This window comes from Chryseosolibacter histidinae (genome assembly GCF_018598225.1).
Taxonomy (GTDB): Bacteria; Bacteroidota; Bacteroidia; order Cytophagales; family Cyclobacteriaceae; genus Chryseosolibacter; species Chryseosolibacter histidini.
This window is the reverse complement of the sequence record NZ_JAHESF010000007.1, coordinates 192,059-211,279: the sequence shown is the minus strand read 5'-3', so window position 1 is coordinate 211,279 and position 19,221 is coordinate 192,059. Positions and strand designations below refer to the sequence as shown.

General features: G+C 48.1%; 14 protein-coding genes. 9 read left to right on the top strand and 5 right to left on the bottom strand.

What is annotated here, in order from left to right:
* Nucleotides 1-54: 54 nt before the first annotated feature.
* Both KK083_RS09550 and KK083_RS09545 read right to left on the bottom strand, forming a co-directional pair.
* On the bottom strand, nt 55-1,935 hold the full coding sequence (locus KK083_RS09550) for a T9SS type A sorting domain-containing protein (RefSeq protein WP_254162861.1): 1,881 nt from the start codon (nt 1,933-1,935) through the stop codon (nt 55-57).
* Nucleotides 1,884-2,468 (bottom strand): LVIVD repeat-containing protein, encoded by a 585-nt coding sequence (locus KK083_RS09545; protein ID WP_254162859.1) that lies wholly within the window; start codon nt 2,466-2,468, stop codon nt 1,884-1,886. The genes KK083_RS09550 and KK083_RS09545 overlap by 52 nt, the downstream gene beginning before the upstream one ends.
* Before the next feature lie 819 nt (nt 2,469-3,287).
* On the opposite strand from KK083_RS09545, the gene KK083_RS09540 reads away from it, so the two are divergent.
* Nucleotides 3,288-5,105, top strand: a complete 1,818-nt coding sequence (locus KK083_RS09540) for a thiamine pyrophosphate-requiring protein (protein ID WP_254162857.1) — start codon at nt 3,288-3,290, stop codon at nt 5,103-5,105.
* A gap of 63 nt (nt 5,106-5,168) precedes the next feature.
* Here KK083_RS09540 and KK083_RS09535 read toward each other — a convergent pair whose 3' ends face one another.
* On the bottom strand, nt 5,169-5,624 hold the full coding sequence (locus KK083_RS09535; RefSeq protein ID WP_254162856.1) for a response regulator: 456 nt from the start codon (nt 5,622-5,624) through the stop codon (nt 5,169-5,171).
* A 331-nt stretch (nt 5,625-5,955) separates the two neighbouring features.
* Here KK083_RS09535 and KK083_RS09530 point away from each other — a divergent pair, with 331 nt between their 5' ends.
* The 3 genes from KK083_RS09530 (at nt 5,956) to KK083_RS09520 (ending at nt 13,242) form a co-directional block, all read left to right on the top strand.
* Nucleotides 5,956-8,595, top strand: coding sequence for an ankyrin repeat domain-containing protein (locus KK083_RS09530; protein WP_254162855.1), 2,640 nt, complete (start codon nt 5,956-5,958; stop codon nt 8,593-8,595).
* 41 nt (nt 8,596-8,636) lie between these two features.
* Nucleotides 8,637-11,588: a hypothetical protein gene (locus KK083_RS09525; protein WP_254162854.1), complete on the top strand. Its 2,952-nt coding sequence runs from the start codon at nt 8,637-8,639 to the stop codon at nt 11,586-11,588.
* A gap of 592 nt (nt 11,589-12,180) precedes the next feature.
* Nucleotides 12,181-13,242, top strand: coding sequence for a hypothetical protein (locus KK083_RS09520; protein ID WP_254162853.1), 1,062 nt, complete (start codon nt 12,181-12,183; stop codon nt 13,240-13,242).
* An 80-nt stretch (nt 13,243-13,322) separates the two neighbouring features.
* On the opposite strand, the gene KK083_RS09515 is transcribed toward KK083_RS09520, so the two are convergent.
* The gene (locus KK083_RS09515) at nt 13,323-13,934 is read right to left on the bottom strand and encodes a Crp/Fnr family transcriptional regulator (RefSeq protein ID WP_254162852.1); all 612 of its coding nucleotides are present in this window, start codon (nt 13,932-13,934) and stop codon (nt 13,323-13,325) included.
* 74 nt (nt 13,935-14,008) lie between these two features.
* Here KK083_RS09515 and KK083_RS09510 point away from each other — a divergent pair, with 74 nt between their 5' ends.
* Together KK083_RS09510 and KK083_RS09505 are read left to right on the top strand one after the other, a co-directional pair.
* A complete protein-coding gene (locus KK083_RS09510; RefSeq protein ID WP_254162851.1) occupies nt 14,009-14,452 on the top strand; it encodes a DUF1801 domain-containing protein in 444 nt (147 codons plus the stop codon).
* Between the two features lie 38 nt (nt 14,453-14,490).
* Nucleotides 14,491-14,895: a DoxX family protein gene (locus KK083_RS09505; RefSeq protein ID WP_254162850.1), complete on the top strand. Its 405-nt coding sequence runs from the start codon at nt 14,491-14,493 to the stop codon at nt 14,893-14,895.
* Nucleotides 14,896-14,915: 20 nt separating this feature from the next.
* Here KK083_RS09505 and KK083_RS09500 read toward each other — a convergent pair whose 3' ends face one another.
* Nucleotides 14,916-15,281, bottom strand: coding sequence for a SnoaL-like domain-containing protein (locus tag KK083_RS09500; RefSeq protein WP_254162848.1), 366 nt, complete (start codon nt 15,279-15,281; stop codon nt 14,916-14,918).
* A gap of 223 nt (nt 15,282-15,504) precedes the next feature.
* Here KK083_RS09500 and KK083_RS09495 point away from each other — a divergent pair, with 223 nt between their 5' ends.
* The 3 genes from KK083_RS09495 (at nt 15,505) to KK083_RS09485 (ending at nt 19,204) form a co-directional block, all read left to right on the top strand.
* Nucleotides 15,505-16,134 carry a hypothetical protein gene (locus tag KK083_RS09495; protein ID WP_254162846.1) on the top strand — a complete coding sequence of 210 codons (630 nt, stop codon included), beginning with the start codon at nt 15,505-15,507 and terminating at the stop codon, nt 16,132-16,134.
* 32 nt (nt 16,135-16,166) lie between these two features.
* Nucleotides 16,167-17,381, top strand: a complete 1,215-nt coding sequence (locus tag KK083_RS09490) for a PDZ domain-containing protein (protein WP_254162845.1) — start codon at nt 16,167-16,169, stop codon at nt 17,379-17,381.
* 260 nt (nt 17,382-17,641) lie between these two features.
* Nucleotides 17,642-19,204 (top strand): carboxylesterase family protein, encoded by a 1,563-nt coding sequence (locus KK083_RS09485; protein ID WP_254162844.1) that lies wholly within the window; start codon nt 17,642-17,644, stop codon nt 19,202-19,204.
* Nucleotides 19,205-19,221: the final 17 nt, after the last annotated feature.

The window sequence follows — 19,221 nt, the reverse complement described above, 5'->3', positions numbered from 1 at the left end:
TTTGATAAGCGTTACAGCCCTTTTTTCTAGCGGAGCTTTATCCCGCAAAGAATGTCATTTTTTGATGATATGTTTAACAACTGATTGATCACCATGCTGAATCACCAGCAAATATTTTCCAGGACGGTAAGCCTTCATATCCACTTCAATCGTCCCACTTCCGGATTGTACAGCAACACAATTTCCCGAATCATTGTAAAGAAAAACTTTCGCATCGGGAAAGGTCGAAACATCAACAAACAAAATGTCGGTTACACTGTTGGGGTAGGCATCGACATTTGATTTTTGCGAGGCGGCGTCAATGGATGCAAAGGTAATGGCCTGATCTGATATTGCCGCTGGCAGCTCAACGATCACAAGAGCATTGGAAGTGCTGCTGGCTACATAAGCATAATTGCCTGACGCGAAAACCGCCTCGGGAAAAGCTAATGAAACAGTACCTGTTCCGTTAGCGATGCTTCCCGCATGTACAGGCACCGAAGGATTGGAAATGTCCACGACTTCAAGCGCCATGGACTGGCTACTGGCAACACAAGCATAGTTGCCGGACACAGAAACTGAAAGTGGGTTATCCAAAAGAGCTCCCCCTGTTCCGTGTGTTATGCTTGCTTTGTGCTTAGGTAACGCTGGGTCGCTGATGTCTATTATTTCAAGCGCATCGGATTCAAAACTGACTACATACGCATAATTACCTGATACAGCAACTGACCTGGGAGAGTTCAGCAAGGCACCATCCGTACCATTTGAAATGCTTCCTTTGTGCCTGGGCTGTGCCGGATTGCTGATATCTATTATCTCAAGCGCATTGGAAAGGCCAACCACATAAGCATAGTTGCCGGACACTGCTACTGAGAACGGATGACTTAACAGAGCGCCAAATCCATTCCTGATGCTTCCTTTATGTACAGGTGCGGTGGGGTTGGTGATGTCGACAACTTCAAGGGAATTGGAATAAAAGCCGGTCACATAGGCATAGTTGCCAGACACCGCTACAGACGTTGGATAGTTTAGATATGCTCCGCCGGCGCCATCGGTGATACTTCCGCTGTGCACGGGCGCGGCAGGATTACTGATGTCTACTATTTCAAGCGCATTAGAACTGGCCACGTAAGCAAAATTGCCGGATACAGCTATTGATGCCGGGCCGTTTAACAAAGCCCCACCTGCGCCATGTTGAATGCTTCCTTGATGGATTGGGGTAGCCGGATGAGTGATGTCTATTATTTCCAGCGCCTTAGAACCCGCGCTACCCACATAAGCATAAGGGCCAGCGATTGTCACTGCCTGAGGCGAGCCCAATAATGCATTATCGATCGTGACGCCATTGGAAATACTTCCTTTATGAACAGGTGCTGATGGACTGGTGACATCTATGACCTCCAGCGCATAGCCGGCACTGTTACCAGTTACCGCATAGGCATGGTTACCGGATATGGCAACGTCTCTGGGATAATCCAGCAGCGCTCCTCCTGCGCCATGGACAATACTCCCTTGATGCACAGGCAGGGAAGGATTGGTAACGTCTATGATCTCCAGCGCCCTGGAACCAGCGCTTGCCACATACGCCAGGTTGCCTGAAATTTGTACCGAATATGGGTTGTCCAGCAAAGCCCCACCAACGCCGTGTTTGATACTTCCCTTGTGCTTGGGCGCGGCAGGGTTCGTGATGTCTACGATCTCCAGCGCATCCGATGAATAACTGGCAACATAAGCGTAGTTCCCGGCTATCGCTATTCCATGCGGGTCGTTTAGCAACGCTCCGCCTATGCCATTCTTAATGCTTCCTGAGTGCTTGGGCAAGGCAGGATTGCTGATATCCACGATCTCGATGGCGTCGGAAAGATAACTGGCCACGTAAGCATAGTTGCCAGATACAACTACGTCTATGGAATAAAACAAAGACGCTCCGCCAGTGCCATCGGTAATGCTTCCCACGTGGGCGGGGGCCGATGGGTTGCTGACGTTGATGATCTCAAGGGCATTGGAGCCCAGCTTACAACATAGACAAAATTACCAGATACAGTCAATCCATAAGGGTCGTTTAATAGCGCTCCGCCGGTGCCATGCGTAATACTTCCTTTGTGTATGGGGGCAGCGGGGTTAGTGATGTCTACAATTTCAAGGGCATCAGATCCATAACTAGCCACATAGGCGTAGTTGCCGGATACAACCACTGATTTTGGCCTGCTGAGCAAAGCTCCGCCAGTGCCGTGCGCAATGCTTCCTTTGTGTACAGGTGCTGCCGGGTTGGCAATGTCTATGATTTCAAGAGCGTCGGAGCCTTCGCTTGCCACGTAAGCATAATTGCCAGCGATGGCTACTGAGTAAGGATCACTTAGCAAAGCGCCACTGAGCTCACCAACATATTTTGGAGCTTGAGTCTGGGCGCGTAGTACAATATTCATTAGCATCAATGTCGCGGCCGTCAGTGTTCTTCCGGAAAAAAGAATAGATAATAGTAAACGCATAAAAGTGTTTTAGTTTAATTTTTCGATCAAACATAAAACACGATGGCGGTCGATTAAATGGCTCTTTAGTACCAGTTACGAAAGTTGTGATACCCATTGATACCTGCTCACACCTCCCAAAACGCTCCGGTAAGTCCTGTTTTTCTGAATATAGACTCCGCATACTCGGGCGTTTTTCTTGTCCAGGTGTCTTCAAGGTAGTTTCCGTACCATATCTTGGCCAGTTTGTTGCACTGATCAGAAGCATTTACAAGGTAGGAACCGCTTTGGTGATTTTGACTTTGATAGTTTTTAAGAATGGGGGATTATAGTCAAACCCTGCTTATCGTGATAGCCGCATATCTGGTTATAATGGGATTATCCTTCGGTGCGCATCGTATCAGGAAAATGACCTGGCCAATTTGCAGCCATGAATAAACCGGCAGAATTTGAAACGTGGCACGCAGGCGGCACACAGTAACGAAAGTGGAAGCGACCATAATTCCGGAGTAATAATCTCGGCATCGCATATATAGCTGGCGATGTAGTTATAAGGCGGAGAGAGTGTAGCGCACCTGTACGGGGAACAATCACCCCTTAGTAGTCATTCGACAAACGCCGCTGTACAATATGGTCACCGTTGTAGATGTCGCTTGGTGATCAGGTGTTCCCATGAATTAAAAAATTCCATTTTTATGCGTTCCATGGCTTCATGTTTATTGATAACATGTTTCAAGGAAGGCTCCTTTTTTTGCTGTTGTTGTCTGTGGCCTGTAATGTTAGGCATGATGATTTTGGTTTGGGCAGTGGAGAAAAGCCGGACAACATAAACCCACTCTCATGGAAAAAAAGGATATCAACACGCCGGAGCAAACCATAGTGAATAATGTAAGCGACTTCATTATCAAGCGACTGGCTCGCTGGGGCATCTCGCGCATATTTGGATACCCGGGTGATGGCATTAACGGTATTTTGGGCGCACTAAGCCGCTCAATGGAAAGCATTAAGTTCACCCAGGTGCGTCACGAAGAAATGGCGGCGCTGATGGCATGTGCGCATGCGAAATTCACAGGTGAGGTCGGCGTGTGCCTCGCAACATCCGGGCCGGGAGCGATCCACCTGCTCAATGGTTTATACGATGCCAAACTTGATCATCAGCCGGTGGTGGCAATCATAGGCCAAACCGCGCGCATGGCGATCGGAGGACATTATCAGCAGGAAGTTGATCTGGTCAGTCTTTTTAAAGACGTAGCGCACGAGTATGTTCACCTGGCTACAGATGCCTCACAAATAAGACATCTTATCGACCGCGCCATACGGATCGCGCGGGCTGAGCGAACAGTGACCTGCGTCATTATTCCAAATGACATTCAAACCCTTGATGCTGTAGAAGCCCCTCCGCATGAGCACTATTCGATTCACACAGGCATTGGTCACCCGTCTTCACACATCATTCCAACAGATGAAGCCCTTCAGCAGGCTGCGCATATCCTGAACGTGGGCAATAAAGTAGGCATTTTGGTAGGGGCTGGCGCCATGAGATCGGCCAGTGAAGTGATCACCGTTGCCAATCTGTTGGGCGCCGGTGTTGCCAAGGCCCTATTGGGAAAATGTGCCCTGCCTGACAATCTTCCATTCGTGACCGGGACCATCGGTTTCTTCGGAACCACGGCAACAGAATCGATGATGAATGAATGCGACACACTGCTAATGATTGGAACAAGCTTCCCCTATGCGGAGTTTCTTCCCAAAGAAGGCCAGGCACGCGCAGTTCAGATCGATATTGACGGCCGCATGTTGAGTTTAAGATACCCGGTAGAGGTGAACCTGCTGGGCGATAGCAAAGAGACATTAAGACGGTTAATACCACTATTGCATCAAAAGCCGGCGCATGAATGGAGATCAAAACTTGAGGAGAAAATAAGTCAGTGGAAATACGAGCAGCAACACCTTGCATTAAGGGAGGCGAATCCGCTGAATCCACAATTTGTGTTTACCGCGCTTTCGCCGCTGCTTCCAGACAACTGCATCATCACAGCAGACTCGGGTTCTACCGCTAGCTGGTATGCGCGCGAGCTCAGCATCCGTGAGGGAATGATGGCATCATTGTCAGGGAACCTGGCAACAATGGGTTGTGCTGTGCCATATGCCATTGCAGCAAAATTTGCTTATCCTGAAAGAACCGTGATTGCCTTTGCCGGCGATGGAGCCATGCAGATGAACGGCAACCTGGAGCTCCTCACCATAAGCAAGTATTGGAAGTCATGGTCTTCACCTAATATCATCGTGTGTGTATTGAACAATCACGATCTGAACATGGTCACCTGGGAGCAACGCATGATGGAGGGTGATCCCAAATTTGAGGCTACGCAAGTGACACCCGATTTTAACTACGCTGCTTACGCAACTTCTATTGGCTTCCTCGGCATTCGCATCGACTCGCCCGATCAGGTGACCGAAGCCTGGCAGCAAGCCCTCGCCGCTGACCGGCCTGTGCTCATCGAAGCAATTACAGATCCGGAGATCTCCCCGTTTCCTGATCATGTGCTGATCAAGAAAGCACAGCGTCTGGCGTCTGCCGTTGCAAAAGGCGATCAGGCTCCATTGCAAAATACCGGACATATTTTACAACAGGCCATCGAGTCCAGTAGCCATTAGGTGGCCAACCAGGCGCTCACGTAAGAAATGCTGCATTTTACTATGCTGGGAAGAGGGGAGTGTTTAAGCGCATGCAAACACCTGTCTTGCTTTAATGCTGCTGAATTTTTCTATCGCCCTTAAAATGTCTTGTGCATTACTATTTTGCGCTATAACGCTTACGATCTCCTTAAGCCTTGAATAGTCATCGGGTTTTGAAAAAAAACAAAGGGCGCCTAAGGTCAATGCCCTATCCACGTCAGTTTGATTTAATGACGTGGAAAATACAATAACCGGTATGTGTTTATACTGTGGATTCTCCTTTAAGGCCAGCAGAAATTGCCACCCATTCATAACCGGCATATTGATGTCCAGGAAGATAACATCCGGATTCTCGACTTCTCCGCGATTCAATTTATCCATAGCATCCTGTCCATTAGTAGCGCTTTGCAGCATAATAGAATCATTGAGTTCAGAGATAGCTTCCTTGAACAGTCCAATGTCATCCGTATCGTCATCAATGAGAAAGAATTTTTTCATGCGTTTGTAGTTTATATTGTTGGGAAGCTGGCTGCGGCAATACGAAGTTAATATTCGCAGGCGGCGATTTTTAGTTTGGCTTTCTTTTTTTAAAAATTGTCCAGCCGTCCGGCAGCCGGTTCGTTACCTCCGAAGAGGATGTGGGATCAGTCGCATGCACGCGGTCTTATTGAGCCCACCCAAAGCGCTGAGGACGCATACCTACTTTCAGGTATTTTTTTTGATTCACGAAAATCTTATTTTGACCACCTGTCAATTTCGCTACCGTGTCCTCCGCTCATGGGCATATCAGCCAAGGAAGGTCACAACTTTATCATTAAATGCAGCAATCTTGAATTTCAGAATCTTAAGCATTGTGTGCTGGTGTTTTGTTCTGGCACAGTTCTCTTCTTCCGCCCAGGTGCTTACCCAAGCCCAAAAAGAGCTGTACAACGCCGTGATCAGCGGCGATACAGCAGGGCTCAGGTTATCGCTGAAGCGTGGTGCCGATCCCGGTCATTTTTTGATCTCCCCCGAGGTGGTGACCATCACACCCCTGGTCCTGGCGTCAGGGTTGGGTGACCAGTCCACTGTGAAGACGCTTCTTGATCACGGGGCTATGCTTTCGGCACAAAATGACGAGCTTTTGACCGCCTCCTGGTTTAATCAACCGGGCATGATGGAAATGCTGCTGGCCCGCGGGCAGGATTTTAAGCAGTCAGCCGAAGACGGATTACATATCATCACCAAAGGGCTACGGGTCAGGCACTGGAGAGATTTTTGCCTCGCGCTCAGCCAGGCATTCATGGCAGATACCCTGAATGAAGAAATGGTTTACAGGGCCTATTTTTCCATGCGCCTCATGAAGCCAGATGCCACAGATGATATGGCCCTGTCTTCAATGCTTGTTTACCTCAACCGGAAGGGATTGCACGATGATGATTTTTCTGCCTTGGCCGAAGACAAACCACACCTGCTGGCGGCCCTGGTAAACAACGAGGCCTTTCAACCGATGCTCCTGAAAATGCCAGGGTGCAGCAAATACACCCTGCTCGAAAAAGATCTGCTCAAAGACAGTCCGCAGGCAAAAAGAAAGCTCATCATGAGCCTGAAGGATCTCGATGGCGCAGATCCGGCATCGTGCAAGGAGGCGCTCTATACCAAATACCTCTATGAGATCATGGACAAAGGAGACGTTACACGCTTCTGGGAGTTTGAGCCTGCCATCGATATCGCCTTCCTGAATTCAGTGGGTGCCACTTACATGTTCGACTTCATTATGTTCAAGCCCGTGCTCGAAGAGCATTACGAGATCATCAGTCACCTGGTGAGCAAAGGCCTGGCCAGTGGTGGCGGGGATGACCGCGCTCATTCGCTCTTCGGTATGCTGTGCTACAACTCGGGCAAAGGAGAATACCGGGCCAGGCTGATCGATGATCTCATCGGCAAGGTTAAACAAGACAAGGCAGCCATGAACCGCGCCTGCTATTTAGCTGAAGATGAGGAAACCCTGCGCAAGCTGGTGGAGCAGGGTGCGGATGTTCATTATCGCCTTCACGAAAAAGCCAGGCAGCTCCTCTTGCAGAACAATACCGGCGCACTCAGTTATGTACTGAGCAAAGCCGATACCTTGACCAAAGTCACGGAACTTGCCGAGATGGCCGACACCAACGAAGAGCTGCAGGTGCTCAAACACTTTTTTTTGAGGCGAAAGCTGGTGAACAGCGAGCTGCCGGTAAAAGATCAGCCGCTGAAAACGCTGATGGAAAGTGCTTTCAAACGCGTGGCCGACGGCGTTCGCTACGAGGCCAGGGTATGGCGCACACATATGCACGCCGGTAAAACGCCAACCGATCTGTTCGTGAATAAGCCCATGCTGCTGCCCTCCCAGAAAGATGGGCTCAACCTCGGGTCGTTCACCAAAACCACCCAGGTGCCTGATGGCATACATCAGCAATATGAAATAAACCTTGACCTCAGCGTGCAGTCCTTTACCGCGCAGTCGCCAACACTTTATATCGGCAATGTAGCCATGATAAAAAAGGGAGACCGGATCTACAACAAAGGTGGTCTTGAGGTCACCATTCCCAAAATGCCTTTTGATGGACGATCGGCCGTCTTCTTTCCCACCGTAGATGTGCGCTATGCCTGCAGCGGCAAGGGCGAGATCGTGAAGGCAGTGGTCAACGGAAAGGAGAGTACGCTCACCAGCTCATCTATGCTCATCGTGGATGTGAGCCAGGGCGATTTTACCCTGAAGATCACCAATATGGAGGGCTGGTCGCTGGGCTGTTATATTTCACTCATCCCTCATTACCCTGTACAACCCGTCACCTACAGGTCGTTTGCCCATACCATCTCCGGATCCTTCTCCGAAAGGGAGCGGATCAGGAACTATGCATCGTTGTATGAAAACTCCCTTTTTGATAAGGACCTTACGGCGCTGAAAAATTCACAGGTATCCACCAACATCCTCTCTCACGGTATGCTCACCGAGAAGTATCCGCAATATGTGGCCGAGCAGCTCCGGCAATCCGCAGAGCGTATCAGCACCATGGATAAAGATCTGAACAAGCTCCGCCAGTTCTATGTCCTGAATAAAAAGATCACCATCCAGGACCAGCTCGATCTCCGCATCCTCTTTCAGCAGATCGACCTGCACGATATTACGGATGCGCAGCTGAAGCAGAAGCTGGAAAAGCTTAACCGCATGCTCATCGAGCAGGCCAATGATAGCGAGATCCTCAGCCAGTATCTCGATACATTTACGTCGAAATACTTTCAGAACGTGAACCAGGAGATCACTTTTTACCAGGGCCTCATACTTGAGCTGGCACAATTTATCAGCGATCAGCAGATCGAAAAGATCTATCGCGACAGCAACATCAGCGTGAACAGCCTTCACCGCGTTATTCTTGGCGATGAGAATATGATCGCCTCCGAATACCTGGACGGAAGAGGAAAATTCCTTCGAACCCTGGTTTCTCAATGAACGTGATCCAAATAACAGCAAAACACAAAATACCAATCACTGTGAAACGTTACCTGTCAGTACTTTTTATCATCGTTGCCAACCTCGCCATGGCCCAGGATTTCGGATCTGACATGATGGACTGGGTAAAGAATAATGCGAACAAGACCTCGCGCAAATTTACCCAGCATCACTGGAATTTATATTGGCAGAATTACCACATCGTGCTGCACGAAAAGCTGAACAAAAAAAGCACACAGATCGATAGCGTCATCGCCGAAATGATCAAGGTATCCAACCAGACCGTTTTCCGTGTCGATACCACCAGCATTGCACAGTATATTCAGCTGAAAGAGATCTATAACGACCAGCTCAATAAACTGTATGCCATTGCCGGCGAAATAGAGAACATGAAGCACGCGCTGAGTGTACAGCCTGAATCGCTAAGCGGTTTTATGTTCCAGGGTTATTCGCACCATGGAAAATCCACCCTGCTGGAGTCATTTGCCAAAATCAACAATGGATCACCCGATATTTCAGTGACCTATGGCAATACCTTCGGAAAAGCAGTCATGACCGTGCTTGAATATAATGAGCGGCAACAACGCGCACAAAACGGCACGGGTAACACCAGTCCCTCTGACAGTGGCCGGGGCAACGACAGCGACTACACAATAACTTTCACCAATCCGGAGTTCGGGCCCAAGAACGAAGGCGAGGAGGCCGTGTATTATACCGGCCTGGCCCTGATGTCTTCTGGCGAGCCCCGCGCGGCGCTGGCAGGTGCCATCATCCTCATGGCCTATGGCTTCTATAAGTATTTCGATCACCAGGACTATAAGAAACAGGTGGAGCTGTTTGAAGAGGCCGTGGCGCTGCTGCCCAAGAAGCTGATCGAAGACGAAGAAGCCTACAACATTTACAAGCAAGCTTACGACAGTGTGCAGGTGCGGTACGACAGCCTCCGGGGCCAACGTTTGGCCTATCTTAATACCCTGGAGACAGTTTCTGCATCACTGATCCGCCATACATTTCAAACATTGTCGGTATGCAACAACATTCTTCACACCAAAAAGATCCAGAAGCTTTCAACAACGTATTTCGAGCGCCCCGAGCTGTTTGCCGCTGTCTTTGAGCACCAGCGCATCATTACCGTGGCTGGCGAAATGTTCAACTATTCCAAAGAGCTCCGTCAGCTGAAGCTCAAAATGCTGCAGGAGAATAACGGGCTGAAGAAACTAACACTGCAAGAGCAATACCTCGACGCGGTGGAAGAGAATCTCCGTACCTTCGAGTGGATCGCTGACAGGCCTGAACATCTGCCGCTGGTGCCCGATATTGACAAGTACCTCGCATTCCTGGAAAAAGAACAGCAGGCAGGCGCGTTGAAAAGCCTTGCGCCGGCCCTCACCTCCGCAGATCAACAAAAAATAGTACGTGATCATCAAAAAATCTACAAGTCGCTCCGCAAACAGGCTTCACCTGGGCGGAATACAACAACAGCCAAAACTTTTCTGCCGGCAGAACACGGCCTGAAGAAATCAGCGGGATCAGGTCACGCGCTCAAATTGCAATATGCCCCATACCTGTATTATAATCTTTCCGGAACCTATGGCAGCGGAACCTACTCGCTGAGCGAAGACATCAGCTTTCATCATCACTTCAGCAACCACGGTGAGGTCAACATAGGACAGTCTATATTCGACGGCGGATTCAACAGCGACAGCCGGTCACCCGAAGCAGAAGTTGATGCCCTCAAAGAGAACCTGGCACGCCGCATGGAAGACATGATCGACGCCTACCAGCAAAGCCATTCGCTTCATCCGCAATGGAGCGCTGCCAACCTGCAGGCTATGAGCGTAAACCTCGAGGCATTGAAGGTCAGGCAGCAAGAGCTGCAGTCGGTAACAGCTTCCAGCCAACAGCTGAATCAAGATTACATTGAACAATACAGGGAGCAGGTGAACAACCTGCTGAAGAATCCCGTAACCACAGAAAACCTGAGGGCATTCTTTAAAGAGAATGATATTTCTACGGCGCTGTTCAATACCATACCCCGGCACCATCTGCGTCCTTCAGGATATACTTCGCCGCACTTTGATATACGTGAGCGGTTCTATGGCAGCGCGAGTGCCCAGGAACGCAACATCACTTACGAAGCTTACAAGAGCAACGCAGACTTTGATGCGGTAACGGCAAGGTTCAGGCGAAGCCAGCAAAGCTCCGATTCTCCTCCGGATCCGGTATTCGAAAATGAAAAACAGCTGAAAGATGCCCTCTACCTCTCCCGTTCCTACCTGCTCACGGCCAAGGAGATCACCAGGCCCGACAATGCTTTTTACAGGAGCAACAAGAAGGTGGCCAGGCAGGTGGCCGAACAATTTGTCAACAACGCGCGAATGATCCGCTATTACAGCCTCGGGCTTATTCCAAAATATAGCCTCGAGAATACGGAGTTCTTTTTGAGCACCGAGGGCGTACGCAAACATCTTACCGCCCATACCCGTGAATATTATTCCATGTGCGAGTCGGGTGGTGCCCTTGAAAGTTCGGCATGCAACAGGTTTACAACAAGCTTCCTGAAGGATGTATACGGCATCGGTGATTTCTATAACAAGCCCGATGGCTGGGATGTGGCCAGAAGGGGTGACGGAACCGTTCAGGCCACATACTATAACACGGCCCAGATCACACAATATGTAACACAAAACTGGACCGAACTTGGAGACGTCAAAGACCAGCTTGCCCTGAACATGGCTGGATTGATGGCTGGCATGGGATACGCGGTGATCGCGGTAAAGCCAGGTCACGTGTGTGTTGTTCTTCCCACCAACCCTTCAGAGTATTTTCATTCGGGAAGCTGGGGTGTTAAGGTACCCTACATTTTGAACTATAGCCTAACGGATGACCCGAACTTAAATATTAAGCTGAACGTGCCGTTGAATGAAGGCTGGGGACTGACCTCCTCGGAAGGTGTTAAGCTTTATTTCAAGAAACAAGGCAATGATTATTGATGCGGTCGTGTGCTATGCCACGATGAATCTCAAGGCATAGCTCTAGGATCTGGTTGCCAACCATGCCTGTACTTCCTGCTATAATAGCTTCATTTTTTTTAACATTAAGGTATAGAATGCCCATACGAATTGGAGGATCAGGTCAGTAATATGGTTTATGGTCTGGCTGGCGGTCATCAGATCAATTGATTTGCTGCCTGCTCGCCTTTATGGCTGCCGCCATGGAAGGGGCGTAGCCGAAGTGCTTTTTGAAATCCGGTGGCTGCTTGTAGAACTTACAAATGGTACTACGCTTCACATAGCGTAGATCACCTGCTTTAAAGAACATCAGGAGAATGTTCGATAATCCTGGTACGTGCTGTGTTTCAATAGGTGCTGAAAAGACTGCGGATTGTTGTCAGGGCCATCCGCCCACAAATTTTAAAATGGAATTCACAAGATCCAGTTGGGGAATTGGAGATCTGATCCATTGATAGGGAGCGTTATAAGTTGCTCAAAAAATAACTATATTCGTATTGAGCCCATCAATGCATCCCGGAGATCGATGCATGATGGGTTTTTTATTTTATCTCTACCCTAACTGATTATGACAATGCCAACCAAGATACTGGTAATCATTGGTCTTGCATTCCTGGGACTACTATCGGCGATCATTGTGCTATTTTTCAGCATCCGATACCACGATGGAACAATACGGAATTTTAAATATGACTCTGAGCAACTGGCGACTCCTGATTATCATTTCTTGTTAGAAGTAAAGCCTGACACTTTATTCAGGTCGTCGAAAACTCAGCAAGCGTCTCTCACTGCAAACGATACTTCCATTTCACTGGCAAAGCGCGAGTTCACTTTTACGCGTAATCCGATCCTGTTGATCTGGAGCCTGAGCTTCTCCATGATGTTTGCTCTGGCCGGCGGTCTGGCGCTGCCGCTCGCGGAGAATCTTCGGAATATCAGATCAAAATTTCTCAGACGTCAGCATGTCCGTTCGATCGTTCTTGTTTCCATAATGGTCACGGTTGTCATCATGCTGCTGGGAAGTGGTGTGTTGGTGCCGATCCTGACAGCCTTTGAAATTGCCGAATCCTTTCAAATACTCTTTTCCAATACGTCAGGCCTGAAGCTCATCGTCTTCCTCACCATGGTGATGGGTGGATTCGCCGTGTTCGGAATGTTGCTCGTGAACCGAAGCCTGCCGGAGATCCTGATCCTGGCTAACGGGCGCAGAAAAACGGCGCAACGGCTATTCGATCAGTTAAGAGGCAATCTGCAATTTTTTCTAACAGTGCTTTCGCTGCTTGTGATGTTTGCCGTGTTCAACACAACGCTCATGGAACAGGCACTCACCAATGATATTGTGATCAACGGTGAAAGGAAATTCAGGATATTCCCCACAGAGTTCATTTATGCCTACGGCTTGATCTTTACGGTCATTCTGGCCATCATCTATCTTCCCGTCGACTATCATCTGCGGTCTGTAGGGGCAATGTTAACCAAAGAATTCCCGGCAAAAACGGACGGTGCTGATGCGAAGGCAAGCGATACATTTTCGATGAAAGATTCAGGGTTGAAGAACCTGAATATTTTCCTGACGTTGCTCTCGCCTATTCTTGGCTCGGCTTTCAGCGAGGTGATCAAACATATCTCCTCGTAAAGCTCCTGCTACCTTAATGATCAAGAGCTCTTCCCATCATCATACACGATATTGGGGATAAATAATAAATCAGGGCGCCATCAAGTCGTTTTCTGGATGCGTTCAATTGAACGTATTTTAAGACGGGCCCTGCTCAGGGCTTCCCGGCTCGTGTAGAGATGTTTCGCCAGGTCTGTCATTGATACACGGTTCAGCAAATAGGGCTTTTCATGAATTAAAAATTCATAACGCTGCAGTGGTGTCGACAGGGACAAAACTTTTGAATGATGCTCATGATCAATCATTATTTGTTGTGAAAACAGGAGGCCAAGCGTTATTACGGAAGGATGAGCGAGGCATAACTCCACTAATTCCTTATTGTCAATGGATAGGATCTCTGAGTCTTCCATCGCCACCACTGCAAAAGACGAAGGCTGCTGCTCGTTGAAGCTTTGGCAGCTGGCCAGAAAACCATACTGAAATGTGAATCTCAATATTCTTTCGTCTGAAGGGTCATCGTAAGCCACATTCTTAAACGATCCGCTAAGCACTAATCCACATACTTTCGCAATATCGCCCTGTTCAATAAAAGCATGACCTTTCGCTACCCTTTTTATCTCAACGATAGTGAGCAGTTTCTCCCAGGCATCGTCCAACTTATCTGTATAGTAGTTAACCAAAGGACGAATATGATGGATCTCGATTTTTTTCATGGATTTAGTAAACAGCAGATCAAACAAGGTATAAATAAATTTTAAGGGGAAAAATTCATTAGGGAATCTGTTTCATGTTTTTTGTGATCCTGATCACAATCGTTCGAACGCTTTTTCAACAGTTTGCCGGCGTAAATGAATCGCATAAAACAATGAATGGCACGAAGAAAGTGGATGACTTTATGAGCAAACTCGATCATCCGTTGAAAAAAGAAATTGAAGCTGTAATCGATATCATTCGTGGTGCCAGCCCCAAGTTGGAAGAGGATGTTAAATGGGGCGGACCAAGTTTCGAATACAAAGAACCCATGGTTACGCTGAACCCAAGGGTAAAGGAATATGTCGCTTTGATCTTCCATCAGGGACAAATGCTCAACGACAGCGCCGGCTTGCTTGAGAACGGTCCGAAAGGGAGAGCGTATGCGAAATTTCATACGATGGCCGATGTTAAGAAGTTCCGCACGCAATTGGAAACGGTTGTCAAACAGTGGATCAAACTAATGGACAAGAGCAAATAATTTAAAGCAGAGACTTAAAATAAAGGAGTAAAAAAACTATGGCAACAGTAGCACAACCCGCATTATCTAAAGGAAGATTATGGACGGCCCGGATTATGGGTGGATTGGTCATCGCTTTTATGCTGGTCGACAGCATCTTCAAATTCATTGTTAACGAACAGGTCGCTGCGGGGGCGGTAGAGCTCGGTTTCCAGGCACATCACCTGCCGGTAATGGGATCACTCGGGTTGATCTCGATCTTGTTGTTTGCCTTCCCACGCACAGAAATACTGGGCGCTGTTCTGCTCACCGGTTACTTTGGTGGTGTCGTTGCCACGCACTTGCGACTCGACAACCCACTATTTTCTCATATTCTTTTTCCGGTGTACCTGGCCATACTAGCGTGGGGCTCATTATGGATCAGGAACGACCGGGTTAAGAAGCTGTTTTTGAACCAGGGCTAAAGAGGGCAAGAGGAGCTGGCTCAATAAAAGAACTGCTCTTTGATAATTTTTCCATCCTTTACATGAAAGACCCCAACTTCTTCAATGGCAACCCGTGGCTTGCCTTTGAACGTGACCTCCTGTTTAAGAACCACACTGAAAAATTCACCCGCCACGATCGGTTCGGTGCAGGCATAGCTGTGCATGGTTTCGATCGTAGCCCGTCGTGCGATGCCTTTTGCTTTCATGGCTTCCCGCCCATGCGTAAAAACGGGCATTCCCATCAAGGTTGCTTTTTCGGGCTCCTGGCAAACGATGTTTTCGTCGTAGAGCGTATCCTGGATTTCGATAAATTTCCGTTGCAAGATCAATTCGTGATAACGGGCTGCTGTTTCCTGTGTCGTCATAATTTTTTTGGTTGACCTTACAAAGGTGCCAGGCCCGGGTGACAGCCCTATGTCAGCAGCGTGTTGCACAAACCAGTGAAAGTAAAAATGTTATCTTGCAATAACGTTTGCGGACAGCGATGGGTGAGTGCGCTGAAATATGAGATGTCTCTATTAATGGTCACCTGGCAAATGCAAACATTGGATGCAATTTTCGACACATCAGATCAATAAATCAATGGCAATGAGAACGCTAAAACTACTGGTATTACTGCTGATAACTGTTTCCTTCACGTATGGACAAAATTTCGAGGGAAAAGTGGTTTACAAAAACAACTACAAGAGCAAGATCCCCAACGTTACAAATGAGCAGTTTAGCGCAATGATGGGCACAACGCAGGAGTATTTCATTAAAGGCGGAAATTACAGGTCTTCAGGAAATGGCACACTCTTTCAATGGCAACTCTATAGCAATAAAGACAATAAATTGTACAGCAAAATGTCAAGCTCACAATCCGTATTATGGAACGACGGTTCCGTCAATGCTGACGAAGTGATCAAGGCAGAAATCAATAAAGGAGTGGCAAACATTTTAGGGCATCCGTGTGACGAGCTCATTTTAACATGCAAGAGCGGTGTTCAAAAATACTATTACAGCTCAAAGCTGAAAGTAGATCCTAAACTATTTGAAAAACATAAATTCGGAAACTGGAATGAAGTGACGTCAAGAACCAGCGCGTTGCCATTGAAAATGATCATCGATAGTCCTCAATTTACCGTAGAGAGCTCGGCAATAGAAATTGTTCCGATGAAGCTTGAAGACAAATTTTTTGAGTTGCCGGCAGACAGCAAACTGGAAAAAAGTCCATATTAAAAATTGTAACGTCTTTTCATTTTACCCTCACCATGCTCCCTCAGATTCTCCTCTCTTTAGCCCTGCTCAACCTGTTTTACCTCACCGCATTCTTCGCCATCTCCATCTGGCTCAATGTGGCCGAAACGCATTACTTCCTTGGCTACGGGAAAAAGTTTATCAGGTTCACCATCCGGCAAACAACATTTCATATCGGAGTGTATATACCGATTGTGATGCTGTCACCGATTTATACCATAACCAATGATGGACAGCGGATGAAATATCCGTGGGAGTTTTTTGGTGAAGGCATATTCAGAAGGTTTGTAGCCACGCTGGGTGGGGCCATCGGGTTGATCCTTTCTGCAATATTGATCTTTACGGCGCTGGCATATTTCACACCCGACTACGTCATTTCCAAAGAAGAAGTAAACAAACACGGCATTGAGCCTTCAGAATGGGCTATGCAATCTGGCTTCGTGCCGGGTGATAAAATTGTGGCCGTGAATGGAAAAGACTACGAAACATTTCAGGACCTCATCAGCCCCGGGTTAATAACAGCGCCGGAAGTTTCGTATACCGTGCTGCGCGATGGAAAAGAAATCGAGATCAAGCTCCAGGGCCTCGCTGAAAGTCTGAATCGTCGCGGTGATCCGTTTATCTACCCCCGAATACCAGCCGAGGTATTAAAGGTCGTTTCCAACTCGCCGGCAGACCAGGCAGGAATAAAACCAGGTGACAGAATAACCATGGTAAATGACAAGCCCGTAACGTACATCAAAGAGGTGACAAGTGTATTGAAAGAAAAAATCGACGAAGAAAAAGTTTTGCTGACAATAGAACGAAAAACACCCGATAGCACGCAAACGCTTACACTTGAAGTTTTCCCCGGCCATCAAAGCGTGATCGGCGTTCAGTGGAATCCATCCATAGCATACACGGAAAAAAGAAATTCTTTATTACAAGCGTTGTGGATGGGTCCGGCGCGGGCATTCACTACACTGAAAACAAACGTTATTGCATTCGGCAGAATTATATCAGGGGTGCTGGCACCGAAGCAAAGCCTTAGTGGGCCTATCGGTATTGCAAATGGACCCACAATACAACTCTGGACAATTACCGGTGTTTACGCACTGATATATGCATGCTACAACCTGTTGCCACTGCCCAGGTCGGCGTTTTGGGAGCTTATTGCGCTCGCATATGAAGGCATAACAAAACGAAAATATCCGGATCGCCTCTCACTACAAGTCCCCGAACTATACTGACACTCACCAGCGAACGTTTGGGTTAGCCTGCTGATTTAAACTCTTTTACGTTTCAATTGAAGAGATCGTGTGCGGCGGCTATCCATGGCGGGATATGCAAACTCAATGAAAACATGCTATTGGTTTTTTTGTGCAGCATGACTCCGGGTCGTGTTATCATGATGCGCATGTTTTTCTGAACCTCCATTCTTCATTTATTTTTAATCCAAACACGTGTAAAGTTTTCACGCAGTGCTTTACATATAACCTGAGCCTTTTGCATGAGTACAAGAACTTACCTTTTGGCATTGGCAGCGATAATGCTTTTTACCAGCGCCTCAGCACAACAAACAGCTAAATTAACTTCCAACGGTATCGGATACCTCGAGTATTTGCCGCAAGGTTATAAGAACAGTTCGGGCAAGTATCCGGTGGTGATCTCACTGCACGGTGTTAAAGAAAAGGGAAATTCACTTGCCGATGTCTCGCGGGTGGCCAATGTGGGCCTTCCGAAATATGTAAAATACGGACAGCAGTATCCGTTCATCCTCATCTCCCCACAATTGAAGACCAGCATGGGTAAATGGACGGGCGACTATGTGATGCAGGTTCTCAACCATGTCAGAAAAAACCTGAGAATAGACGAGTCTAGAATATACCTCACGGGCCTGAGCCTCGGCGGAGGCGGTGTATGGTCTGTGGCCGGAACACATCCCGAAACATTTGCTGCCATACTGCCCATCTGCAGTGGCTATAATACCCTGGGTGCTGCCGGCAAGATCGCGTCTCACGATGTTGCGGTCTGGGCATTTCATGGCGACAAAGATCATACGGTCTCCTACAAGGTCACGCAAAACATGATCAATGCTTTGAACGGATCGTCGCCCAAGCCATCGCCGCTGGCAAAGTTTACCATCTTCCCCGGCATGAGCCACCTGATCTGGGATAAAGTTTATAAACAGACTACAGCGTTAGATTGGATGCTGGGTTTCAGAAACGGCGCCTCATCGCCAGGTACCAATAAGGCCCCCGTTGTATCTGCCGGTGGCGACAAAAAACTGACCCTTCCCTCCAGTGCTACAGATCTCCAGGGATCTGCCAGCGACGCCGACGGCAGCATCACTTCGTATTCATGGCGTAAACTTTCGGGTGGCACCGTATCCATGAGCGGAACGTCGGCGCCAAAACTTCACCTTTCAGGTTTAAAGGAAGGCACCTATAATTTCAGGCTCACGGTGAAAGATAACAAGGGCGAAACAAAATATGACGATGCAAAGGTCATCGTGGTGGCGGCAAGTGCGAATAAGCCACCCGTTGTAAGTGCAGGGCCGGATAAAACAACGGCCAACCCGGGATTTACCGTTGTTGGCAAGGCATCAGATCCCGATGGCCATATCACCGCGTACAAATGGACAAAAATTTCTGGCCCTAACGTTTCATTGAGCAACACCACCACGCCGAAGCTGTGGGTCTCAAATCTTGCAGGAGGAACCTATTACTTCAGGCTCATGGTAACTGACAATAAGGGAACCACCAGGCATGATGACATGAAATTAGTGGTGACCTCGGGGAATGTTGCGCCTCACGTGAGCGCCGGACCAGACCAGAGAACCTCCAACCCCGGGATCACCCTGGTAGGAAAAGCATCGGATGAAGACGGTTACATCACCTCCTATCAGTGGCAGAAGTTATCCGGTCCCGCCGTGCCGCTGAGCCATACCAACACACCCAAGCTTTGGGTTTCCAACCTCGTTCCTGGCACATACTATTTCAGGTTAACGATAAAAGACAACAAAGGGGCTGTCAGATCCGATGATGTAAAACTCGTTGTCTCTTCATCGTAACTGATTGCGGATAGTAT